This window comes from Ramlibacter sp. Leaf400, assembly GCF_001424545.1.
Classification (GTDB): domain Bacteria; phylum Pseudomonadota; class Gammaproteobacteria; order Burkholderiales; family Burkholderiaceae_C; genus Ramlibacter.
Genome location: NZ_LMQL01000011.1, coordinates 168,271 through 191,301 on the forward strand (window position 1 = coordinate 168,271; position 23,031 = coordinate 191,301).

The window sequence follows — 23,031 nt, forward strand, 5'->3', positions numbered from 1 at the left end:
GCCCTCTTTCTTTTTTCGCGGGCGGTTATTCCAGCCAGTGCGTGAAGCTGGCCACCGGCTCGCGCGGCGTGTGGAAGCTGTTCACGCGCGCTTCCTCGTCCAGGTAGCCCAGCGACATGCCGCAGACCAGCATCTCGTTGTCGCCCGCGCCCACGTGCGGCAGGATGATCCGGGCGAAGCCGTTCCAGGCCGCCTGCGGGCAGGTGTGCAGGCCGTGCGCGCGGGCCGCCACCATCAGGTTCTGCAGGAACATGCCGTAGTCCACCAGCGAGCCGCGGCCCATGACGCGGTCCAGCGTGAACATCAGGCCCACGGGCGCGTCGAACAGGCGGAAGTTGCGCTGGTGCTGCTCGTGCATCTTGTCCTTCTCGCCCTTGGCGATGCCCAGCAGGCCGTAGAGGCTCCAGCCGTTCTCGCGCCGCCGGTCGATGTAGGGCGACACCCACTTCTCGGGGTAGTAGTCGTATTCCTCGCGGTATTGCGCGGCCAGGGCCGGGTCGGCGTAGAGCGCGTCGTGCGCCGCGCAGACCTTGCGCACCAGCTCGTCGCGGCTCGCGCCCTGCAGCACGTAGACCTTCCAGGGCTGGGTGTTGGTGCCCGAGGGCGCGCGGGCGGCCAGTTCGAGCAGGCGCTCGATGGTCTCGCGCGGCACCGGCTTGGGCAGGAAGGCGCGCGCGGAAAAGCGCGTCTCGATCGCGGTCTCGACGCTGGTGGCATCGGCCACGCGGGGCCGGTGGTTGCTGGTCGTGCTCATCGGAGTTCCTCCAGGACCGAGCGCAGCCGCGCCGGCAGGGGCACGGGACGGCGCGTCGCGCGGTCGACATAGACGTGGATGAAATGGCCCCGGGCCGCCGTGACCGGGGCGCCGGCGGCGAACAGGCCCACCTCGTAGCGGACGCTGGAGCTGCCCAGCTGCGCCACCCGGATGCCGGCCTCGACCGTCTGCGGGAAAGCCAGCGGGGCGAAGTAGTTGCACTGGGTCTCGATCACCAGGCCGATGGTGGGGCCACCGTGGGCGTCGAGCGCGCCGTGCTCGATCAGGTGGGCGTTCACCGCGGTGTCGAACCAGCTGTAATAGACGACGTTGTTGACGTGGCCGTACACGTCGTTGTCCATCCAGCGGGTGCTGATCGTGCGGAAGGCCTTGTAGGCGCTGCGCGGTTCGGGCTGGGGCCGGGCGGGGGCGGCGGGGCTGTCGCTCATCGCCGGCGATTCTGCCAGCGCTGCCAGTACGCCATCGCCACGCCGAAGGTGTTGACCTGGGCTTGCACCGTGTCTTCCAGGCGGCGGCCGTAGCCGCCCGCCATGGCGAAGGCCAGCGGCAGGCCGCGCTCCCAGGCCCAGTCGAACACGCGGCGGTCGCGCGCCTCCAGGCCGTCCCAGGTGAGCTTGAGCCGGCCCAGGCGGTCGCCCTCGTGCGGGTCGGCGCCGGCCAGGTAGATCACCAGGCCCGGGTCGAAGCGGCGCTCCAGTTCGGACAGCGCGCCTTCCAGCGCGTGCAGGTACTCGTCGTCGACGCAGCCGTCGGGCAGGTCGACATCGAGGTCCGACGGCTCCTTGCGGAAGGGAAAGTTCTTCTGACCGTGGATCGACAGGGTGAAGACGCTGTCGTCGCCGCGGAAGATGCGGGCCGTGCCGTTGCCCTGGTGGACGTCCAGGTCCACGACGGCGACACGCAGCCGGCGTCCGCGGCGGGCCTGCTCGGCCTGCATCAGGCGGGCGGCCACGGCGGCGTCGTTGAACACGCAGAAGCCACCACCGCGGTCGGCGCTGGCGTGGTGGGTGCCGCCGGCGATGTTGGCGGCCACGCCTTCGGCGAACGCGGCGCGGCAGGCGGAGATGGTGGCGCCGACCGAGCGGCGGGCCCGCTCGGCCATGGCGGGGCTCCACGGAAAGCCGATCTCTCGCAGGATGGCCGGGTCGACGCTGCCGTCGCTGATGCCCTGGATGTAGCCGGGCGTGTGGGCCAGGGCCAGTTCGCCATCGGTGGCCGGCAAGGCCTGCATGAGCTGGATCGCGGGCAGCTCGGCGGCGAGGCGGTCGCGCAAGAGCTGGTACTTGGCCATGGGGAAGCGGTGGCCCGGCGGCAGCGGCAGCACGAACTGGGTCGCGTAGAAGACCTGCATGGGGCCGATTGTCCCGGCCGGCGCGTTTGGCGGGGTTCTAGGGGTCGCGGCCTAGAATGTTGCGGCGCAACAAAAAATGCTTGCGCTCGCGTCCGGCCTCCCTATAATTGGACCCATGCTGCACTGCAACATAGGCTTCGGGCCACAGAGCAGCGTCCTTTCGCCCCTCACTCCTGGAGATATTTGCAATGCTGACCGCTGAACAAGTCCTGGCTTCCCAGAAAGCCACCGTCGAAACCCTCTTCGGCCTGACCAACAAGGCTTTCGAAGGCGTCGAGAAGCTCGTCGAGCTGAACCTGACCGCCTCCAAGGCCGCGCTGACCGAAGCCGCCGGCACCACCCAGTCGCTGCTGAGCGTCAAGGACGCCCAGGAACTGCTGGCCCTGCAGGCCTCCCTGTTCCAGCCCCTGGCCGAGAAGACCGCCGCCTACAGCCGTCACCTGTACGACATCGCCGCCGGTACCGGCGCCGAGTTCGGCAAGGCTTTCGAGAGCCAGGCCGCTGAAACGCAGAAGAAGTTCCTGGCCGTCGTGGACAACGCCGCCAAGAACGCGCCCGCCGGTTCCGAGACCGCCGTCGCCGTGTTCAAGAGCGCCGTTGCCGCCGGCAACAACGCCCTGGAGTCGGTGCAGAAGGCCGTCAAGCAAGCCACCGAAGTGGCCGAAGCCAACTTCAACGCCGTCGCCAACACGGCCGTGAACGCCGGCAAGACGACCGCCCGCGCCAAGCGCTGAGCAACCTTGAAACGGGGGTTCCGGCCCGCAAGTGACTGGAGTCGGAACTCTACCCATCACGGAGCCTCTATAGGACACTCTCGTGATCGACCGAGAGTTCTTCAGGTTGTCTCCTCGGGTCCTTTCGACACCTTCGGGTTCAGGGATCCTTAGCCCCAGCTCACAAGGCTGGGGCTTTTTTATTGCCCGGCTGAAATGGCCCTGGGCTTCCTTCGTTTCGGGGCCAGCGTGCGCCTTGCAACTGAGAATGATTCGTGTTTGGTTTATCATCTACGCCACACCGACCCGGATCTCATCCATAGGAGCCCCTGCATGTCCCGCAAAGCCCTTGCCGCCTTCGCGCTGGCCGCCCTCGCCTCCTCCTCGTTCGCCCAGGAGCAGGTGCTGAACCTCTACTCCGCGCGGCACTACTCGACCGACGAGGCCCTGTACAACAACTTCACCAAGGCCACCGGCATCAAGATCAACCGGGTCGACGCCGATGACGCGGGCATCCTGGCGCGCCTGAAGGCCGAAGGTGCGGCTTCGCCCGCCGACGTGATCCTGCTGGTGGACGCCGCGCGCCTGTACAAGGGCGAGGTCGACGGCCTGTTCAAGCCGGTCAAGTCCAAGGTGCTGGAAGACGCGATCCCGGCGCAGTACCGCGGCACCGCCTCGGCGGAAGGCACGCCCTGGTTCGGCTTCTCCACCCGCGCCCGCGTGGTGGTGTACGACAAGAACAAGGTCAAGCGCGAGGACGTGGACACCTACGAGGAACTGGCCGACGCCAAGAACAAGGGCAAGATCTGCATCCGTTCGGGCTCCCACCCGTACAACCTGTCGCTCTTCGGCGCCGTGACCGAGCACCTGGGCGAAGCCAAGGCGCAGGACTGGATCAAGGGCCTGCAGGCCAACCTGGCGCGCGACCCCAAGGGCGGCGACACCGACCAGATCAAGGCCGTGGCCGCCGGCGAATGCCAGATCGCGGTGAGCAACAGCTACTACATCGCTCGCCTGCTGCGCTCGGACAAGGTCGAGGACCGCGCCGTGACCGAGAAGGTCGGCATCGTGTTCCCCAACCAGCAGACCTGGGGCACGCACCTGAACATCGCCGGCGGCGCGGTGGCCAGGAACGCCAGGAACACCGCGGCCGCGGTCAAGTTCCTCGAGTACCTGGCCAGCGCCGAAGCGCAGAACTACTTCGCCAACGGCAACAACGAGTGGCCCACCGCCAAGGGCGTGAAGGTGAACAACCCCGCCCTGCAGTCCATGAGCGGCGGCGGCGAGTTCAAGGCCGAGACCATCCCGCTGGCCGCCGTGGGCGCCAACCAGGTCAAGGTGCAGCAGATGCTGGACCGCGTCGGCTTTAAGTGAGATGCAGGGCGCCAGTCGCGCCCCTTGCGTCATCCCCCCAGAAGGGCCGCGAAAGCGGCCCTTTTGCTTGACCCGATAATTGACGTACACGTCAACCACACTGGAGCAACTCATGGACATCAAGGGCAAGGTCTTCATCGTCACCGGCGGCGCTTCCGGCCTCGGCGAAGGCACGGCGCGCATGCTGGCGGCCGCGGGCGGCAAGGTCGTCGTCGCCGACATGCAGGTCGAGAAGGGCGAGGCCGTCGCCAGGGAGATCGGCGGCGCCTTCGTGAAGTGCGACGTCAGCCAGGAGGCGGACGGCCAGGCGGTGGTGGCCAAGGCCGTGTCCATGGGCAAGCTGATGGGCCTGGTCAACTGCGCCGGCATCGCACCCGCGGAGAAGACGGTCGGCAAGACCGGTGCGCACAGCCTGGCGGTGTTCACCAAGTGCATCACGGTGAACCTGATCGGCACCTTCAACATGACGCGCCTGGCCGCCGACGCCATGAGCAAGAACGAGCCGGAGTCGACCGGCGAGCGCGGCTGCATCGTGTCCACCGCCTCGGTGGCGGCCTACGACGGCCAGATCGGCCAGGCGGCCTACAGCGCCTCCAAGGGCGGCGTGGTCGGCATGACGCTGCCGATCGCCCGCGACCTGGCGCGCAGCGGCATCCGCAACATGACGATCGCGCCCGGCATCTTCGGCACGCCGATGATGTTCGGCATGCCCAAGGAGGTGCAGGACTCGCTGGCCGCGGCCGTGCCCTTCCCCTCGCGCCTGGGCACGCCGGAGGACTACTCCAAGCTGGCCAAGCACATCTTCGAGAACGACATGCTCAACGGCGAGGTGATCCGCCTGGACGGCGCGATCCGGCTCGCGCCCCGCTGACCTTCGGCCCTGCAGCCGGGGTTTAGGATGCGCCTTCCGAACAAACGGGAGACGCCATGAACCCCAGGCTCACTGCCCTCGCCCTGGCCGCGCTGCTGGCCGGCTGCGCCGCCACAGCCCCCAACTTCTCCTACCAGCCGCCGGTCCTGCCGGAAGCGCCCTCGGGCTACACCGAGAAGCCCGGCTGGGCGACCAGGAAGTACGCGGTCGCGGCGGCCAACCCGCTGGCCACCGATGCGGGCTACCAGGTGCTCAAGGCCGGCGGCTCCGCGATCGATGCGGCGGTGGCGGTGCAGATGGTGCTCACGCTGGTTGAGCCGCAGTCCAGCGGCATCGGCGGCGGCGCCTTCCTGCTGCACGCCAAGGGCCGCGAGGTCGAGGCCTTCGATGGCCGCGAGACCGCACCGGCCGGCGTCGACGAGAAGCTGTTCCTGGGCGCCGACGGCAAGCCCCTGCCCTTCTACGAGGGCGTGGTCGGCGGCCGCTCGGTGGGCGTTCCGGGCACGGTGCGCATGCTGGAGATGGCGCACAAGCAGCATGGCCGGCTGCCCTGGGCCACGCTGTTCCAGCCGGCCATCACGCTGGCGGAACAGGGCTTTCGCGTCAGCCCGCGCCTCAACACGCTGCTCAAGGCCGAGGCCCACCTGAAGAAGGACCCGGTCGCGGCCGCCTACTTCTACAAGCCGGACGGCGAGCCGATCGACGTCGGCTCCGTGCGCCGCAACCCGGAACTCGCGGCCGTCCTGAGGCGCATCGCCACTGACGGCTCCAAGGCCCTGCACGAGGGCGAGATCGCGCAGGCCATCGTCGACAAGGTGCAGAAGCATCCCGGCAACCCCGGCAAGCTGACGCTGGCCGACCTGTCCGGCTACCAGCCGAAGAAGCGCTCGCCCCTGTGCCACGACTACCAGGCTCAGACCAAGTCTTATCGGGTCTGCGGCTTCCCGCCGCCGAGTTCGGGTGCGATCGCGGTGGGCCAGATCCTGGGCATCCTGTCGAACACGAATGCGGGCACGCTGCCGCTGGCCGACGGCCTGCCCGGCGCGGACTGGCTGCACCTCTATACCGAGGCCGCGCGGCTGGCCTTCGCCGACCGCGCTCAGTTCGTGGGCGATCCCGACTTCGTGCAACCGCCCGGCGGCAACTGGATGTCGCTGCTGGACCCCGGTTATTTGGCGCAGCGCGCCAAGCTGATCGGCGCGCAGAGCATGAAGGTCGCACAGCCCGGCACGCCCGGCGCGGTGCGCAGCGGCCATGCGCCCATGCCGGACCAGCCCGAGTACGGCACCTCGCACATCAGCATCGTCGACGCCTTCGGCAACGCGGTCGCGATGACCACCACCATCGAGGACCAGTTCGGCTCGCGCCAGATGGTGCGCGGCTTCCTGCTGAACAACGAGCTCACCGACTTCAGCTTCGCGCCCGCCGATGCGCAGGGCCAGCCGATCGCCAACCGGGTGCAGCCGGGCAAGCGGCCGCGGTCCTCGATGGCGCCGACCCTGGTGTTCGACAAGTCCACCAACGACCTGGTGATGAGCGGCGGCAGCCCCGGCGGCGCGCTCATCATCCACTTCACGGCCAAGACGCTCTACGGCACTCTCAACTGGGGCATGACGCCGCAGCAGGCGATCAACCTGCCCAACTTCGCGTCGCTGAACGGCCCCACGCTGCTGGAGGAAAAGCGCTTCCCGGCGCCCACCGTCGAAGCCCTGCGCGCGCGGGGCGCCGAGGTGCGTGAGCAGGCGATGACCAGCGGCCTGCAGGCGATCACGCGCGGCCAGGCCCACGGCGAGCTGTTCTGGTTCGGCGGCGCCGACCCGCGCCGCGAAGGCGTGGTGATGGGCGACTGATCCCGGCGGCCGCCCTCAGGGGGCGGCCCCGGCCTGCGCCTCCTTGCGGTCGATCCGCTCGTACTCCGAGATCACCTGCGCGCCCAGCAGCAGGAAGGTGGCGGCGATCTCCAGGCTGAGGAGCACCACGATGGCGGTGGTCAGCGAGCCGTAGACCACGCTCACCTGCGACAGCGTGCTGAAGTACCAGACCAGCCCATGCCGCGTGAGCTCCCACAGCACCGCCGCCGTCGCCCCCCCCGGCAGCGCATGCCGCCAGGTGAGCTTGCCCACCGGCATCACCATGTAGACCGAGGTGAGCAGGAACACCTCCCCGGTGAACCCGAGCAGGTACAGCAGCACGCCCGAGAGGCCGCTGAGCGACCACTCCCGCCCCGCGACCGCCAGGCTCTCGTCGCCCAGCGCCTGCAGGCTGCCCGAGACGATGGTGACCACCAGCAGGCCCACCCCCAGGCAGACGATGTAGCAGTACGGCAGCAGCGCCGACACCATGAAGTGGCGCCTTCGGATCACCACGCGGTGCAGGAAGATGACGGACATCGCCTTCTCCAGCACGGTGAACGCCAGTGAGCTGAAGAAAAGCATGGTGACCAGCAGGACCCAGCCCACCACGTCGCGGTGCGTGACGAACGCGGCCAGTTCCCCCACCACCGCCCGCGACTGTCCCGGCATCAGCCACTCCAGGTAGCGGGACAAGGTGTCCAGCAGCAGCCCCTGGTCGACGAAGTGCGACAGGCCGACCACCGTGAGGATCAGCAGCGGCACCACCGAGAGCAGCGCGTAGTACGCCACGGCGCCCGCCAGCAGCAGGCCCTGGTTGCGCACGAAGTTGCGCAGCACCAGCCGCAGGAACTCCCCGGGGTGGGCGAACACGTGGGCGGCGGCCGGACTGAGCATGCTCATGAATCCAGTATGGGACGCCGACCGGTGCGCGGGGCGCCGCTGTTACAGGGCTTGCCCGGATCGGGCTTGTCCCATGGTTCAGGCTGGGCACGCGGTCTAGATTGAGCTCACCCTTCCAGGAGACCGCCCATGAGCCTCAACCGACCCACCCGCCGCGGCTTCCACCAGGCGCTGGCCGCCGGCGCCGCCGCCATCGCCGCCCCGCGGCTGGCCTTCGCCCAGGCTTTCCCCGCGCGGCCGATCCGGCTGATCTGTCCGTGGCCGGCCGGCGGCTCGACCGATGCCGTCATGCGGTCCATCGCCGACAGCACGGCCAGGGCGCTGGGCGGGCAGATGGTGGTGGAGAACAAGGCCGGCGCCAGCGGCATGCTGGGCCCCAACGAGCTGGTCACGGCCCGGCCCGACGGTTACACGCTCTCGCAGCTCACCATCGGCGTGGTGCGGCTGCCGCACATGCAGAAGATGCAGTTCGACCCAATGGCCGACTTCACCTACATCGCCCTGCTGACCGGCTACACCTTCGGGCTGGTGGTGCGGGCGGACTCGCCGATCAAGTCGGTCAAGGACCTGGTCGACTACGCCAAGGCCAACCCCGGCCAGTTCAGCTTCGGCTCCACCGGCAACGGCACCACGCCGCACCTGGCGGTGGAGGAGTTCGCGATGAAGGCCGGCATCAAGCTGCAGCACGTGCCCTTCAAGGGCAATGCCGACGGCATGCAGGCCCTGCTGGGCGGCCACGTCATGTCGCACAGCGACGCCACCGGTTGGGGGCCGCACGTGGACGCCGGCACATGCCGCCTGCTGGCCACCTATGGATCCAGGCGAACCAAGCGCTGGCCCAACGTGCCCACGCTCAACGAGCTGGGCTACGACACCGTGTCCGATTCGCCCTTCGGCGTCGGCGGACCCAAGGGCATGGAGCCCGCTGTCACGCGAAGGCTGCACGACGCCTTCAGGAAATCGATCGAGGACCCCGCGGTGCTGGCCAGCTTCGAGAAGTACGACCAGTCGGTGATCTACATGAACACCGAGGACTACACGAAGTTCATGCGCGAGCAGTTCCAGAAGGAAAAGCAGATCATCGAGCGGCTCGGGCTGGCGATGAAGACCTGAGCGCGCCAGCTCAGATGTCGATCGCCGCCGCGCTGCCGGCCTGCTTGCGCAGCTCGAACTTCTGGATCTTGCCGGTGGACGTCTTGGGCAGTTCGCCGAACACCACGGCCCGGGGCACCTTGAAGCCGGCCAGGTGCTTGCGGCAGTGGGCGACGATGTCCTCGGCCTTGGTGGCCGCGCCCGGCTTGAGCTCGACGAACGCGCAAGGCGTCTCGCCCCACTTCGGATCGGGCCGCGCGACGACGGCGGCGGCCAGCACGTCGGGATGCCGGTACAGCACGTCCTCCACCTCGATCGACGAGATGTTCTCGCCGCCCGAGATGATGATGTCCTTGCTGCGATCCTTGATCTTGATGTAGCCGTCCGGGTACTGCACCGCGAGGTCGCCGGTGTGGAACCAGCCGCCCGCGAAAGCCTCCTGCGTGGCGGCCGCGTTCTTGAGGTAGCCCTTCATGGTGATGTTCCCGCGGAACATGATCTCGCCCATGGTCTCTCCGTCCCAGGGCACGGGCTGCATGGTTTCGGCGTCCATCACCCGTGCGCCCTGCTGCAGGTGGTAGCGCACGCCCTGGCGCGCGTTGAGCCGGGCGCGCTCGCCGATGTCCAGCTGCTCCCACTCGTCGTGCTTGGGGCAGACCGTCGCGGGGCCGTAGACCTCGGTCAGGCCGTAGACGTGCGTGAGGTCGAAGCCCATTCGCTCCATGCCTTCGATCATGGACGCCGGCGGCGCGGCGCCGGCGACCATGGCCTTCACGCCGCGCGGCAGGCCCTGCTTCATCTCGTCGGGCGCGTTGACCAGCATGCCGTGCACGATGGGCGCGCCGCAGTAGTGCGTCACGCCGTGCTGGCGGATCGCCTCGATGATGGCCTTGGCCTCGACGCGCCGCAGGCACACGTTGACGCCCGCGCGCGCGGCCACCGTCCACGGGAAGCACCAGCCGTTGCAGTGGAACATGGGCAGCGTCCACAGGTACACCGCGTGCTTGGGCATGTCCCACTCGAGGATGTTGGACACCGCGTTGGTGGCGGCGCCGCGGTGGTGGTAGACCACGCCCTTGGGATTGCCGGTGGTGCCGCTGGTGTAGTTGAGCGCGATCGCGTCCCACTCGTCGGCGGGCGGCTCCCAGGGTTGGGCGGCATCGCCCTGTGCCACGAAGGCGTCGTAGGCGATCTCGCCGATGCGCTCGGCCGGCCCCGTGAACAGCGGGTCCTCCACGTCGATCACCAGCAGCGGCGTGGTGCGGGTGCGCAGCGCCAGCGCCTTCTTCATCGCCGGCGCGAACTCGGGATCGACGATCAACGCCTTGGCCTCGCCGTGGTCCAGCATGAAGGCGACGGTCTCCGGATCGAGCCGCGTGTTCAGCGCATTGAGCACCGCCCCGGCCATGGGGATGCCGAAGTGCGCCTCCACCATCGGCGGCGTGTTGGGCAGCATCACGGCCACCGTGTCGCCCTTGCCGATGCCGCGGCGCCGCAGCGCCGAGGCCAGCTGCCGGCAGCGGGCATGGACCTCCGCCCAGGTGCGCCGCAGCTCGCCATGCACGACCGCCAGCCGCTGCGGATAGACCTCGGCCGACCTTTCCAGGAACGACAGCGGCGTGATCGGCGCGAAGTTGGCCGCATTGCGCGGCAGGTCCTGGTCGAAAATGGTGGCCATGCGGTGTCTCCTGGTGTTCTTCGATCGGGGGCAGGCACAAGCGTACGCCCGGCCGAGTCGCGCGAACATTAAGTAAGAATACCGAGACGATGGCCATCCCCCAGACGTTCATCCAGGAGTTGCTGGCCCGCGCGGACGTGGTCGAGATCGTCGGCCGCCATGTCCAGCTGAAGAAGACCGGCGCCAACTTCTCGGGGCTGTGCCCGTTCCACTCGGAAAAGAGCCCCTCCTTCACCGTCAGCCCCACCAAGCAGTTCTTCCACTGCTTCGGCTGCGGCAAGCATGGCAACGCCATCGGCTTCCTGATGGAGCACGCCGGCATGGGCTTCATCGACGCGGTGAAGGACCTGGCCGGCGAGTACGGCCTGGAAGTGCCGGAGGACGAGCGCTCGCCCGAGGACCGCGAGCGGGCCGCGCAGCAGCGCCAGAAGCAGGCGACGCTGGCCGACGTGCTGGAGAAGGCCGGCCAGGCCTATCGCAAGCACCTCAAGTCGTCGCCGCGCGCGGTCGACTACCTCAAGGGCCGCGGCCTCTCGGGCGAGATCGCCCGGCAGTTCGGCCTGGGTTACGCGCCGCAGGGCTGGCGCAGCCTGGCCAGCGTCTTTCCCGAATACGACGACCCTCTGCTGGCCGAAAGCGGCCTGGTGATCGTGAACGAGGAGGACGGCAAGCGCTACGACCGCTTCCGCGACCGCGTGATGTTCCCGATCCGCAACGTCAAGGGCGAGTGCATCGGCTTCGGCGGGCGGGTGCTGGGCGACGAGAAGCCCAAGTACCTCAACTCGCCCGAGACGCCGGTGTTCAGCAAGGGGCGCGAGCTGTACGGCCTGTACGAGGCGCGCAACTCGGTGCGCGAGGCCGGCTACGTGCTGGTCACCGAGGGCTACATGGACGTGGTGGCCCTGGCGCAGCTGGGCTTTCCCAACGCCGTGGCCACGCTGGGCACGGCCTGCACGCCGGAGCACGTGCACAAGCTGTTCCGCTTCACCGACAGCGTGGTCTTCAGCTTCGACGGCGACGCCGCCGGCCGGCGCGCCGCCCGCAAGGCGCTGGAGGGCGCCCTGCCCTACGCCAGCGACGTGCGCACGGTGAAGTTCCTGTTCCTGCCGGCGGAACACGATCCGGACAGCTTCATCCGCGAGTTCGGCCGCGAGGAGTTCCAGCGCTACGTGCGCCAGGCCGTGCCCCTGAGCGTGTTCCTGCTGGAGGCGGCATCCGAGGACTGCGACCTGTCGACGGCCGAGGGCCGGTCGCGCATGCTGACCGTGGCCCACCCGCTGTGGACGCTGCTGCCCGACGGCGCGCTCAAGAGCCAGCTGTTCGCCGGCATCGCCGAGCGATCGCAGGTCGGTCCGCGCGAGCTGGCGCAGCTGTGGAAGGTCCCCGGGCACGAGCGCACGGGGCGTGAGCGCCGCGAGCGGTCCGGCTCATCCGGCGGCCGCGGCGCCCCGCGCGCCTACGGCACGGGCCTGCGCCAGCCGGTCAAGCCCAAGACCGTGGCCTTCGCCGAGACGGTGGCCCGGCTGGTCCTGCGCCACTCGGGCGCCTGGGAGCTGCTGGCCCACGACGACCACGAGGTGCTGTGCGGCCTGCAGCCGCCGCTGGGCGACCTGTTCTCCTGGATCGACGCCACCACCCATGAGCACGGCGGCCAGCCCTGGGCCGCGCTCGAGGTCGGCCTGCAGGGCCAGGCGTTCGAGCCCAAGGCGGCGGAGCTGATGGCCTACGACGGCAGCCAGCCGCTCAGCCGGGTGGTGGAGGACATCGACACCACCGAGCGCGACCTGCGCTTTTCCATGGTGGAGATCCACCTGGACCTGGTGGGCGGCGCGATCGAGCAGGCCAGCCAGCTGCCGCAGAGCGAGCCGTCGCGGGTCGACCGCCTGATGGAGCTCAGCCGCAGGCAGCACCAGCTTCTACAGCACAAGCAGTCGCTCAGGTCTTGAAAACCTTCGGAAACGATATAATTTAGGGTTTGCTAGCGGCAAGAGCGACAGCAGCACCTCCGGGCCGGCCGACCGTGCACCCACAGCGGGCACGACAGCGCCAACAAACCGCAAGGACTGCACCCCAAATGTTCGCCCACCCATCTTGCCCACTGGAGGCGCGCGCCTTGCGGATTCCCGGCCCTGGCCGGCCCGCCCTGCGTTCCGCCTTCGTCGCCCGCGCCGGGTAGTAGTGGCGCTTCTTTTCGTTTCCGTTGCACGAGGTCGTCCATGCCCGCACAGAAGCCTGCAAAGCTGCCCGCGAAACCCGCCGCCAAGAAACCGGTCAAACCCGCTTCGACGGCCGCCAAGGCCCCGCTGAAGGTCGTCAAGCCTTCCGCGTCCCCGGCCCAGGAACCGAAGCCCTCTCTCACGAAAGCCAAGCCCGTGCCCAGCAGTACCAAGACCACGACCGCCAAGACCGACAAAGCCGCTGCCAAGGAAGAGCCGAAGAAGGCCAAGACCACCGTGGCCGTCGAGGAGCCGGTCAAGAAGAAGCCCGGCCGCCCGCCCAAGGCCGCCGCCGCCGAAAGCTCCGCGCCCGCCAAGACCACCACCGGCGCCAAGCGCGGCCGCAAGCCCAAGTCCGCCACCGACAAGCCCGAGGCCGGCGGTGAGGACGAGGACCTGTCGGACATCGAGGCCGAATTCGCCGAGGAACAGCCGGCCGAGACGACCACGACCGAGAAGGTCAAGCCGCTGCGCATGAAGATCAGCAAGGCCAAGGAACGGGCCTTGATGAAGGAATTCGGCCTGGACGAGACCATCCTCACCGAAGAGGAGATGACCAAGCGCCGCCAGCGCCTGAAGACGCTGATCAAGCTGGGCAAGACCCGCGGCTACCTCACGCACGCGGAGATCACCGACCACCTGCCCGAGAAGCTGGTGGACGCGGAGACGCTCGAGGTCGTGGTCTCCATGCTCAACGACATGGGCGTGGCCGTGTACGAGCAGACGCCGGACGCCGAGACGCTGCTGCTGACCAACACCGGCCCCACCGCCGCCACCGAAGAGGAAGCGGAAGAGGAAGCCGAAGCCGCCCTGTCCACCGTGGACAGCGAGTTCGGCCGCACCACCGACCCGGTTCGCATGTACATGCGCGAGATGGGCACGGTGGAACTGCTCACGCGCGAGGGCGAGATCGAGATCGCCAAGCGCATCGAAGGCGGCCTGCAGGCCATGATGGAGGCGATCTCCGCGTCGCCCGCCACCATCGCCGAGATCCTGCGCCTGGCCGCGGACATCCGCGAGGGCAAGGTCGTCATCTCCACCATCGTCGACGGCTTCTCCAACCCCAACGAGGCCGACGACTACGTGGCCGAGGAGGACTTCGACGAGTTCGACGCGGACGACGACGATGACGGCAACGGCGGCTCCAAGGCGCTGACCAAGAAGCTCGAGGAGCTCAAGTCGCAGGCGCTGGAGCGTTTCGCGCGCATCGCCGAGCTGTTCGAGAAGGTGCACAAGGTCTACGACAAGGAAGGCTACGGCACCCCGAGCTACATGAAGTGCCAGAAGGCCCTGTCCGAGGAGCTGATGACCATCCGCTTCACGGCCAAGACCATCGAGAAGCTGTGCGACATGGTGCGCGGCCAGGTCGACGACGTGCGCAAGAAGGAGCGCGAGCTGCGCCGCATCATCGTGGACAAGTGCGGCATGCCGCAGGAAACCTTCATCAAGGAGTTCCCGCCCAACCTGCTGAACCTGAAGTGGGTGGAAAAGCAGGCCGCCGCCGGCAAGCCGTGGAGCGTGGTGATCGCCCGCAACATCCCGCCGATCCAGGAACTGCAGCAGAAGCTGATGGACCTGCAGTCGCGCGTTGTGGTGCCGCTGGTCGAGCTCAAGGAGATCAACAAGCGCATGAACGAGGGCGAGGCTTCGTCGCGCGACGCCAAGAAGGAGATGATCGAGGCCAACCTGCGCCTGGTGATCTCCATCGCCAAGAAGTACACCAACCGCGGCCTGCAGTTCCTGGACCTGATCCAGGAGGGCAACATCGGCCTGATGAAGGCGGTGGACAAGTTCGAATACCGCCGCGGCTACAAATTCTCGACCTATGCCACCTGGTGGATCCGGCAGGCCATCACCCGCTCCATCGCGGACCAGGCCCGCACCATCCGCATCCCGGTGCACATGATCGAGACGATCAACAAGATGAACCGCATCTCGCGCCAGCACCTGCAGGAGTTCGGCTTCGAGCCCGATGCGTCCATCCTGGCGGCCAAGATGGAGATCCCCGAGGACAAGATCCGCAAGATCATGAAGATCGCCAAGGAGCCGATCTCCATGGAGACGCCGATCGGGGACGACGACGACAGCCACCTGGGCGACTTCATCGAGGACACCGGCAACACCGCGCCGATCGAAGCGGCCATGCAGGCCGGCCTGCGCGACGTGGTCAAGGACATCCTCGATTCGCTGACGCCGCGCGAGGCCAAGGTGCTGCGCATGCGCTTCGGCATCGAGATGAGCACCGACCACACGCTGGAAGAGGTCGGCAAGCAGTTCGACGTGACGCGCGAGCGCATCCGCCAGATCGAGGCCAAGGCGTTGCGCAAGCTCAAGCATCCGAGCCGAAGCGACAAGCTGCGCTCGTTCATCGACACGCTCTGATCGGGACGTTTCCCGCTTCGCAATTCAACGGCGCCTTCGGGCGCCGTTTTCATTTCCATCGATCGCGGGAACCCCGTCGCGCCCGGCCGGTCCATGACCTGTTGCACACAACCGAGAGAACGCCATGCTGATCGCCGTCTGGGCCGTGGGCCTGCTGCTGCTGGTGCTGTGGAGCGCCTCGATGTGGGTGGCGTACCTGGGCTGGACGATGCTGGCCGCCCTGCCCTGGTCGCAGGCCGCCGAAGCCGCGCGCAGCATCCAGCTGCCGCCGCTGCTGGAACTCTGGCTGGGCGACGCCTGGCGCGAGTGGCTGGGCGCCATGGCGCCCCTGCTCGAGTGGCTGATGCGCACGCTGCAGGGTTCGGCCGGCTGGCTCGAAGGGATCGTGCCGGTCGCGCTGATCATCCTCTGGGGCGCGGGCGCGATCGGCCTCCTGGCCGTGACGGCCGTGGCCGCGGTCGCGCTGGGCTGGTGGCGGCGGCGCCGGCGCGGGCACCCCGCCGCCGCGGCCTAGCGGTGCGTCACCGCGGCCCGACCATGTCCCCGGGCCGCACCCACTGGTCGAACTGCTCGCCGGTGACGAAACCGGTGGCCAGGGCCGCCTCGCGCAGGGTCGTGCCCTCCTTGTGCGCCTTCTTGGCGATCTGCGCCGCCTTGTCGTAGCCGATGTGCGGATTGAGCGCCGTCACCAGCATCAGCGAACGGTCCACCAGCTCGGCGATGCGCTCGCGGTTGGGCTCGATGCCCGCGGCGCAGTGGTCATTGAAGCTCCTCATGCCGTCGGCCAGCAACCGCACGCTCTGCATGAAGTTGTGGGCCATCATCGGCCGGAACACGTTGAGCTCGAAGTTGCCGGAGGCGCCGCCGAAGTTGATGGCGACGTCATTGCCGAACACCTGGCAGCACAGCATGGTCACCGCCTCGCTCTGGGTCGGGTTGACCTTGCCGGGCATGATCGACGAGCCCGGCTCGTTCTCGGGGATGGAGAGCTCGCCGATGCCGCTGCGCGGCCCGCTGGCCAGCCAGCGGATGTCGTTGGCGATCTTCATCATGCTGGCGGCCAGCGTCTTGAGCGCCCCATGCGCGTGGACGATGGCATCGGCCGCCGCCATCACCTCGAACTTGTTGGGCGCGCTCACGAAGGGCAGCCCCGTGAGGCGGGCCAGCTCCTGCGCCACCTTCTCGGCGTAGCCCGGCGGCGCGTTCAGGCCGGTGCCCACCGCCGTGCCGCCCAGCGCCAGCTCGCACAGGTGCGGCAGGCTGGCATGCAGGTGGCGGTCCGCCTGTTCGAGCTGCGCCACGTAGCCGGAGAACTCCTGCCCCAGCGTGAGCGGCGTCGCGTCCTGAAGATGCGTGCGGCCGATCTTGACGATGTCGCGGAACGCTTCGCGCTTCTCCGCCAGCGTGCCCTTGAGCTTCTGCAAGGCGGGCAGCAGGCGGTTGCGGATGCCCTCCACCGCCGCGACGTGCATGGCGGTGGGAAAGACGTCGTTGGACGACTGGCTGCGGTTCACGTCGTCGTTCGGGTGGATCAGGCGGCCCTCGCCGCGCGGTCCGCCCAGCAGCTCGCTCGCGCGGTTGGCCAGCACCTCGTTGACGTTCATGTTGGTCTGGGTGCCCGAACCGGTCTGCCACACGACCAGGGGGAACTCCTCGTCGTGCCGGCCAGCCAGCACCTCGTCGGCCGCCGCGATGATCGCCGACGCCTTGCGGTCGTCCATCAGGCCCAGCAGGTGGTTGGCCACGGCCGAGGCCCGCTTGACCTGCACCAGCGCGCGGATGATCTCGCGGGGCTGGCGCTCCCCGGAGATGTCGAAGTTCTGCAGCGAGCGCTGCGTCTGCGCGCCCCAGAGGCGCTCGGCCGGCACGTCGATCGGGCCGAAGGTGTCTTTCTCGGTGCGGGTGGCAGGCATGGCGGTTCGATGGTGGAGGGACGGTGAGTCCACCGTACCAGAGTCGGGGCGGGCTTGTCGTCAGTGCCGAGGCGGCGCGGCTTCGAGCGGGTAGCCGGCCTCGCGCCAGGCCTTCATCCCGCCATCGAGCGCCACCGCGCGCTGGAACCCCATCTCGCGCAGCGTGGCCGCGGCCAGGGTGGAGATGCGGCCGAATTCGCAGCAGGTGACGATGTGGCGGGTGGGATCGGGCAGTTCCTCGTTCACCCGCAGCTCCAGCTGGCCGCGCGGCAGCAGCTTGGCGCTGGGGATGTGGCCGGCCTCCCAGGCCTCGCGCTCGCGCACGTCCAGCACCACCAGCTCGGTGTCGCCGGCGGCGATGCGGTCGCGCAGCTGCGCCATGGACATGAAGGGCACGGACGCGGCCGCCTCGGCCAGCATCTGCGCCACCGTCTTGCCGCCACTGAGGTTGGTGCGCAGCGCCTCGGTGATGTGGGTCGGCATGTCCAGGTTGAGGCTGGCCATCAGCGCCACGAACTCGTCGCGGTCGCGCACCTGCAGGCGCGGGTTGCCGGCCAGCTCCTCGCCCAGCGTGGTGTGGTCCCGGCCCTTGTACTCGTGCGCCGGGAACACCAGCGTGGCTGGGTCCAGCCGCAGCAGCTTGCCGAACAGGCTGTCGTGCAGCGCCGACGAATCGCCGGTCGGCAGGTCGGTGCGGCCGGTGCCGCCGATCAGCAGGGTGTCGCCGGTGAAGACCCGGTCCTCGACATGCAGGCACATCGAGTCGCGCGTGTGGCCCGGCGTGTGCAGCACCTGCAGGCGCAGCTTGCCCACCACCACCATGTCGCCGTCGTCCACGCGCATGTCCACCGTGGGCACGGTGCTTTCGCGGTGCATGACGACGGGCGCGTCCACCTTGCGCGCCAGCTGCTTGCTGGCCGAGAAGTGGTCCGCGTGCGTGTGGGTGTCAATGACGTAGCGGATGCGCAGGCCGTCGCGCGCGGCCAGCGCGAGGTAGCGGTCGATCTGGCTCACCTCGGGGTCGACCACTGCGGCCGCGCAGGTCGCCTGGCAGCCGACCAGGTAGGAACGGCAGCCGCCGGTGGCGATCTGCTCGAACAGCATGGCGCCGCCCCGCGTCAGCGCGGTTGGCTGACCACGCGCAGGTAGGGCTTGACGGTCTTCCAGCCGCCCGGGAACAGCTTCTTGGCTTCTTCGTCCGTCACGGAGCCGGCGATGATCACGTCATCGCCCTGCTTCCAGTTGGCCGGCGTGGCCACCCGGTGCTTGGCGGTCATCTGGATGGAATCGATCACGCGCAGGATCTCGTCGAAGTTGCGGCCCGTGGTCATCGGGTAGGCCAGCATCATCTTGATGCGCTTGTCGGGGCCGACCACGAACACCGTGCGCACCGTCTGGTTGGTGGCGGCGGTGCGGCCGTCGGAACTGCCGGGCTCCTCGGCGGGCAGCATGTTGTAGAGCTTGGAGACGGCCAGGTCGCGGTCCGCGATGATCGGGTAGTTGACCTTGGCGCCCTGCGTCTCCTCGATGTCGCCCAGCCATTTCTGGTGGCTGTCCACCGGGTCGACGCTCAGGCCGATCAGCTTGGCATTGCGCTTGGTGAACTCGGGCTCGATGCGCGCCATGTACCCCAGCTCGGTGGTGCACACGGGCGTGAAGTCCTTGGGGTGCGAGAACAGGATGGCCCAGCCGTCGCCGATCCACTCGTGGAAGTCGATCGGGCCCTTCGTGGTTTCGGCCTTGAAGTTGGGCACCACGTCGTTGATGCGAAGGGTCATGGTCATCTCCTCTCGTGGAGCGGACGGTGCCGCGGAACAAGGATGATGCGGCGCGCCGTCGAGGGGCGTCAAGGCACGCTACCAGGGTCGGCGCGGTGCGGATGGGATAATCGCAGGCTGCGCCAGCAACGCCTGCTCAACAGACATGACGACCACCCTCAAAGCCGCCGACCTCATCGAATCCATCTCGGCCGCGCTGCAATACATCAGCTACTACCACCCGGCCGACTACATCGCCCACCTGGCCCGCGCCTACGAGCGCGAACAGAGCGCCGCGGCCAAGGACGCCATCGCGCAGATCCTCACCAACAGCAAGATGAGCGCGACCGGCCACCGGCCGATCTGCCAGGACACCGGCATCGTCAACGTGTTCCTGAAGATCGGGATGGACGTGCGATTTGAAGGCTTCGACGGCAGCCTGGAAGACGCGGTCAACGAAGGCGTGCGCCGCGGCTACAACCATCCGGACAACACGCTGCGCGCCAGCGTGGTGGCCGACCCCCAATTCGCCCGCAAGAACACCAAGGACAACACGCCGGCGGTGATCTTCACGGAGCTGGTGCCCGGCGACAAGGTGGACGTCACGGTCGCGGCCAAGGGCGGCGGCAGCGAGAACAAGAGCAAGATGGTGATGCTCAACCCGAGCGACTCGGTGGTCGACTGGGTGCTCAAGACCGTGCCGACCATGGGTGCGGGCTGGTGCCCTCCCGGGATGCTGGGCATCGGCATCGGCGGCACCGCCGAGAAGGCGGTGCTGATGGCCAAGGAAAGCCTGATGGACGACCTGGACATGTACGAGCTGCAGGCCAAGGCTTCGAAGGGCGAGAAGCTCACGCAGGTCGAGGAGATGCGGCTGGAGCTGTTCGAGAAGGTCAATGCGCTGGGCATCGGCGCGCAGGGCCTGGGCGGCCTGACGACCGTGCTCGACGTCAAGATCAAGATGTACCCGACGCACGCCGCCAGCAAGCCGGTGGCGATGATCCCCAACTGCGCGGCCACGCGCCACGCGCACTTCGTGCTGGATGGCTCCGGCCCGGTCTACCTCGAGGCGCCCAGCCTCGACCTGTGGCCCCAGGTGGAGTGGATGCCCGACACGCAGAAGAGCCGTCGAGTGAACCTGGACACCCTGACGCCCGCGGAAGTGGCGAGCTGGAAGCCCGGTGAGACGCTGCTGCTCAACGGCAAGATGCTCACCGGCCGCGACGCTGCGCACAAGCGCATCCAGGACATGCTGGCCAAGGGCGAGAAGCTGCCGGTGGACTTCACCAACCGGGTGATCTACTACGTGGGCCCGGTGGACCCGGTGCGCGACGAGGCCGTGGGCCCGGCCGGCCCCACCACCGCCACGCGCATGGACAAGTTCACCGACATGATGCTGTCGCAGACCGGCCTGATCGCGATGATCGGCAAGGCCGAACGCGGCCCGACGGCGATCGAGGCGATCAAGAAGCACCGCTCCGCCTACCTGATGGCGGTGGGCGGCGCCGCCTACCTGGTGAGCAAGGCGATCAAGCAGGCTCGCGTGGTCGGCTTCGAGGACCTGGGCATGGAAGCGATCTACGAGTTCGACGTGGTCGACATGCCGGTGACGGTGGCGGTGGACGCCGGCGGCACCAGCGCCCACATCACCGGCCCGGCCGAGTGGAGCAAGCGCATCGCCACCGGGGAGTTCAAGAACATCCCCGTGGCCGCGGCCTGACGGGGACGCTCAGGCGGGCGCGAGCCGCCCTTCGGGCAGCGCCGCTTCGTCGGCGTCCGACGCGGCCTGCCGGCCGCGCTGCACGTCCACCTTGGCCAGCAGCACGAGCCCGACGACGAACAGCGCGGTCGTCGACAGGATGGCCGTGCGCTGGTTGCCGCCGGTGGCCCAGGTGATCGCGCCGTAGGTGAGCGGCCCCACGATGCTGGCGGCACGGATCGCGAAGGTCCACAGGCCGAAGAACTCGGCCGACTGCTTCCTCGGGGCGAACATGCCGGCCATCGCGCGGCCCGCGGACTGGCTGGACCCCATGCACAGGCCGGCGATGGCCGCGGCCCACCAGAAGCCGCCCTTGGTGGTGGTGAGCGCCGCGATCACGCAGGTGGCGATCCAGCCCACCAGCGTGCTGCCCAGCGCCAGCTTGTGGCCGATGCGGTCCTGCAGGTAGCCCCAGGCGAAGGCTCCGCCCGCGGCCGCGAGGTTGAGCACGAAGATCAGCACCATGGTTTCCTGCGGCTCGAAACCGATCACCTGCTCCGCGTAGATCGCGGCCAAGGCAACGGCCACCGCCACGCCGCCCTGGTAGAACACGGCGCACGCCATCAGCCACATGAAGTCGCGGTAGCGGCGCGCCTGGCGGAAGGTCTGGCGCAGCTGCTGCAGCGATGCGCTCAGGCCGCCCTGCCGCAGGGCCTTGGGGTCGGGCTGGGCGCGCTCGCGCAGCAGCCGGAAGGTGACCAGCGAGGCCAGGCCGTAGATCGCCGCCGTCACCAGCATGGTGACCGGCACGAACTCCTGCGCGGGGATGCCCTGCTTCTGCGCCCACAGCACGTAGGCCAGGCAGATGCCCAGCGCCAGCATGCCGCCGAAGTAGCCGAAGCCCCAGCCCCAGCCACTGACCTTGCCCAGCGCGTGGGGCCGGGCCAGCTCGGGCAGGAAGGACGCCGTCAGCGACTCGCCATAGCTGAAGAAGGTGTTGGAGACGATGATCAGCAGCATCGCCATCGCGACCGATCCCGGCTGCGCCAGCGCCAGCGCCGCGGTGCTGACGACGCACGCGGCGGTGACCACCATCAGCAGCGTCTTCTTGGCTGCGCGCAGGTCGGCCCAGGCGCCCAGGCTGGGCATGGTGAGCATCACGATCGCATAGGAGATCGACAGCGCCGCCGTCCAGGCGAAGGTGGCCCAGGGCGCCTTGCCCGCGATGCCGCCGACGAAGTAGGCCGCGAACACCGCCGTGATCACGACCGTGGTGTAGCCCGAGTTGGCGAAGTCGTACATCGCCCAGCCGAACACCTCGCGCTTGCGCACGCCGGGATTCAGCGCGTCCTGCGGGAACAAGGCCATTGCCGCCCTCCTCCAGTGAAAACGCGGCCTTGGGGGCCGCGTGTCGTTCGCCTCAATGCAGGTGGCGCGGTCGCCGCCCGCCGCCGTGCCCACCGCCACCACCGCCTCCGCGGGGCGGCTTGCCGATCTCCAGGGAGCTGACCAGCGCGTCGAAGCGCTGGGAGAACAGCTTGTCGATCTCGGCCACCACGCCGCCCAGCTCCTGGCTGTCGAAGTGGCGTTCCATCAGGTTGACAACGTCCTCCACCAGCAGGTCGCGCTGCACCTGCATGATGGCCGCGGGCGTGGGGCCGACGAAGAGCATGACGAAGTCGTCGCGCGATTCGGCCTCGGGCGGCTCTTCTTCCTCGTCGAACTCGGCGTCGTAGAAGGTGACCTCGATGGCGGCGCCCTGCTCGGCCAGTTCGTTGAGGCTCATGCACATGTCGTCGAGCGACTGGCGGAAGTCCATGTCGCCGCCGACGGTCCAGCACATGGTGAGCAGGTGCTCCTGGGCGTCGAACTTGATGCCGGGCTCTTCCTCGTAGGCGCTCTCGGCGCCGTCGGCCAGTGAGCGGGCCCCGGCGTACTTCCACAAGGGCTTGAGCGCCTCCTGCAGCTGCGCGTAGCTGACGTCGGCGCGCAGCGGCACGTCGCCGTGGACGTGGATCTCGAAGGGGGCGTTGTCGTAATTGGCCATGTCCGTCTGCCTCTGGGGGCGCGCCTGCCGCGGGCCCGTCCCGCCGCTCGTGGTGCCTCGAGCCGGGGTCGAACCGGCACGCCGCCTTTCAGCGAGCCGCGGATTTTAAGTCCGCTGTGTCTACCAATTTCACCATCGAGGCGCGCGGCTCAATGTACGCCAAAAAGGAAACAGCCCCGCCGAGGCGGGGCTGCACAGCTGGAGGCGCGTACCGGAGTCGAACCGATCTAAACGGATTTGCAATCCGCTGCATAACCGCTTTGCTAACGCGCCAGCATCTCGAGTGAAAAAGGGAAGCCTGGGCTTCCCTTTTTCGAGTAGTTGGAGCGGGAGACGAGTCTCGAACTCGCGACCTCAACCTTGGCAAGGTTGCGCTCTACCAACTGAGCTACTCCCGCGTGAGTCCACGA

19 protein-coding genes and 3 tRNA genes are annotated in these 23,031 nt (G+C 68.5%); 9 read left to right on the top strand and 13 right to left on the bottom strand.

From position 1 onward, the window contains the following. Positions 1 to 25 precede the first annotated feature (25 nt). From ASG30_RS14485 to ASG30_RS14495, 3 genes are read right to left on the bottom strand one after another with little or no spacing between them, the layout of a single operon-like run. Entirely contained in the window at positions 26 to 754 is a 729-nt protein-coding gene (locus ASG30_RS14485; RefSeq protein ID WP_055897977.1) for a nitroreductase, read from the bottom strand. Then, complete coding sequence (locus ASG30_RS14490) at positions 751 to 1,203, bottom strand: acyl-CoA thioesterase (protein ID WP_055897979.1); 453 nt, start codon at positions 1,201 to 1,203, stop codon at positions 751 to 753. Before ASG30_RS14490 ends, ASG30_RS14485 begins: the two co-directional genes overlap by 4 nt. Then, positions 1,200 to 2,126 (bottom strand): histone deacetylase family protein, encoded by a 927-nt coding sequence (locus ASG30_RS14495; RefSeq protein WP_055897981.1) that lies wholly within the window; start codon positions 2,124 to 2,126, stop codon positions 1,200 to 1,202. The genes ASG30_RS14490 and ASG30_RS14495 overlap by 4 nt, the downstream gene beginning before the upstream one ends. 188 nt (positions 2,127 to 2,314) lie before the next feature. On the opposite strand from ASG30_RS14495, the gene phaP reads away from it, so the two are divergent. The 4 genes from phaP (at position 2,315) to ggt (ending at position 6,934) form a co-directional block, all read left to right on the top strand. Beyond that, positions 2,315 to 2,860: a TIGR01841 family phasin gene (phaP, locus tag ASG30_RS14500; RefSeq protein ID WP_055897983.1), complete on the top strand. Its 546-nt coding sequence runs from the start codon at positions 2,315 to 2,317 to the stop codon at positions 2,858 to 2,860. 312 nt (positions 2,861 to 3,172) lie between these two features. Next, complete coding sequence (locus ASG30_RS14505; RefSeq protein ID WP_055897987.1) at positions 3,173 to 4,213, top strand: extracellular solute-binding protein; 1,041 nt, start codon at positions 3,173 to 3,175, stop codon at positions 4,211 to 4,213. 112 nt (positions 4,214 to 4,325) lie between these two features. Next, a complete protein-coding gene (locus tag ASG30_RS14510; protein WP_055897990.1) occupies positions 4,326 to 5,084 on the top strand; it encodes a 3-hydroxyacyl-CoA dehydrogenase in 759 nt (252 codons plus the stop codon). Between the two features lie 56 nt (positions 5,085 to 5,140). Continuing rightward, complete coding sequence (gene ggt / locus ASG30_RS14515) at positions 5,141 to 6,934, top strand: gamma-glutamyltransferase (protein WP_055897993.1); 1,794 nt, start codon at positions 5,141 to 5,143, stop codon at positions 6,932 to 6,934. Between the two features lie 15 nt (positions 6,935 to 6,949). Here the strand turns inward: ggt and ASG30_RS14520 are convergent, their stop codons facing one another. Beyond that, the gene (locus ASG30_RS14520; protein ID WP_055897996.1) at positions 6,950 to 7,837 is read right to left on the bottom strand and encodes a YihY/virulence factor BrkB family protein; all 888 of its coding nucleotides are present in this window, start codon (positions 7,835 to 7,837) and stop codon (positions 6,950 to 6,952) included. A gap of 129 nt (positions 7,838 to 7,966) precedes the next feature. Here ASG30_RS14520 and ASG30_RS14525 point away from each other — a divergent pair, with 129 nt between their 5' ends. Continuing rightward, entirely contained in the window at positions 7,967 to 8,950 is a 984-nt protein-coding gene (locus ASG30_RS14525) for a tripartite tricarboxylate transporter substrate binding protein (RefSeq protein ID WP_055897998.1), read from the top strand. Between the two features lie 10 nt (positions 8,951 to 8,960). On the opposite strand, the gene ASG30_RS14530 is transcribed toward ASG30_RS14525, so the two are convergent. Then, positions 8,961 to 10,607 (bottom strand): acyl-CoA synthetase, encoded by a 1,647-nt coding sequence (locus ASG30_RS14530; protein ID WP_055898002.1) that lies wholly within the window; start codon positions 10,605 to 10,607, stop codon positions 8,961 to 8,963. Between the two features lie 89 nt (positions 10,608 to 10,696). Here ASG30_RS14530 and dnaG point away from each other — a divergent pair, with 89 nt between their 5' ends. The 3 genes from dnaG to ASG30_RS14545 all read left to right on the top strand — a co-directional run bounded on the left by dnaG (position 10,697) and on the right by ASG30_RS14545 (position 15,719). After that, on the top strand, positions 10,697 to 12,553 hold the full coding sequence (dnaG, locus tag ASG30_RS14535) for a DNA primase (protein ID WP_055898005.1): 1,857 nt from the start codon (positions 10,697 to 10,699) through the stop codon (positions 12,551 to 12,553). A gap of 270 nt (positions 12,554 to 12,823) precedes the next feature. Beyond that, positions 12,824 to 15,205: an RNA polymerase sigma factor RpoD gene (gene rpoD / locus ASG30_RS14540; protein ID WP_055898008.1), complete on the top strand. Its 2,382-nt coding sequence runs from the start codon at positions 12,824 to 12,826 to the stop codon at positions 15,203 to 15,205. 124 nt (positions 15,206 to 15,329) lie between these two features. Further along, a complete protein-coding gene (locus ASG30_RS14545) occupies positions 15,330 to 15,719 on the top strand; it encodes a hypothetical protein (RefSeq protein WP_055898012.1) in 390 nt (129 codons plus the stop codon). 7 nt (positions 15,720 to 15,726) lie between these two features. Here the strand turns inward: ASG30_RS14545 and fumC are convergent, their stop codons facing one another. Genes fumC through ASG30_RS14560 form a run of 3 tightly spaced genes read right to left on the bottom strand, consistent with a single transcriptional unit; the run spans position 15,727 to position 18,896 of the window. Beyond that, on the bottom strand, positions 15,727 to 17,118 hold the full coding sequence (fumC, locus tag ASG30_RS14550) for a class II fumarate hydratase (protein WP_055898015.1): 1,392 nt from the start codon (positions 17,116 to 17,118) through the stop codon (positions 15,727 to 15,729). Between the two features lie 60 nt (positions 17,119 to 17,178). Further along, positions 17,179 to 18,222 carry an MBL fold metallo-hydrolase gene (locus tag ASG30_RS14555; RefSeq protein WP_055898018.1) on the bottom strand — a complete coding sequence of 348 codons (1,044 nt, stop codon included), beginning with the start codon at positions 18,220 to 18,222 and terminating at the stop codon, positions 17,179 to 17,181. A gap of 14 nt (positions 18,223 to 18,236) precedes the next feature. Then, a complete protein-coding gene (locus ASG30_RS14560) occupies positions 18,237 to 18,896 on the bottom strand; it encodes a peroxiredoxin (protein WP_055898021.1) in 660 nt (219 codons plus the stop codon). A 145-nt stretch (positions 18,897 to 19,041) separates the two neighbouring features. On the opposite strand from ASG30_RS14560, the gene ASG30_RS14565 reads away from it, so the two are divergent. Beyond that, complete coding sequence (locus ASG30_RS14565; RefSeq protein WP_055898024.1) at positions 19,042 to 20,595, top strand: fumarate hydratase; 1,554 nt, start codon at positions 19,042 to 19,044, stop codon at positions 20,593 to 20,595. A gap of 9 nt (positions 20,596 to 20,604) precedes the next feature. Here the strand turns inward: ASG30_RS14565 and ASG30_RS14570 are convergent, their stop codons facing one another. The 5 genes from ASG30_RS14570 to ASG30_RS14590 all read right to left on the bottom strand — a co-directional run bounded on the left by ASG30_RS14570 (position 20,605) and on the right by ASG30_RS14590 (position 23,019). Then, on the bottom strand, positions 20,605 to 21,942 hold the full coding sequence (locus tag ASG30_RS14570) for an MFS transporter (protein ID WP_055898027.1): 1,338 nt from the start codon (positions 21,940 to 21,942) through the stop codon (positions 20,605 to 20,607). Between the two features lie 52 nt (positions 21,943 to 21,994). Further along, positions 21,995 to 22,621, bottom strand: a complete 627-nt coding sequence (locus ASG30_RS14575) for a DUF6806 family protein (RefSeq protein WP_055898031.1) — start codon at positions 22,619 to 22,621, stop codon at positions 21,995 to 21,997. A 50-nt stretch (positions 22,622 to 22,671) separates the two neighbouring features. Further along, positions 22,672 to 22,763 (bottom strand) — tRNA-Leu (locus ASG30_RS14580). A gap of 57 nt (positions 22,764 to 22,820) precedes the next feature. Then, a tRNA-Cys gene (locus ASG30_RS14585) sits at positions 22,821 to 22,894 on the bottom strand. Positions 22,895 to 22,943: 49 nt separating this feature from the next. Further along, positions 22,944 to 23,019, bottom strand: a tRNA-Gly gene (locus tag ASG30_RS14590). Between the last annotated feature and the right edge of the window lie 12 nt (positions 23,020 to 23,031).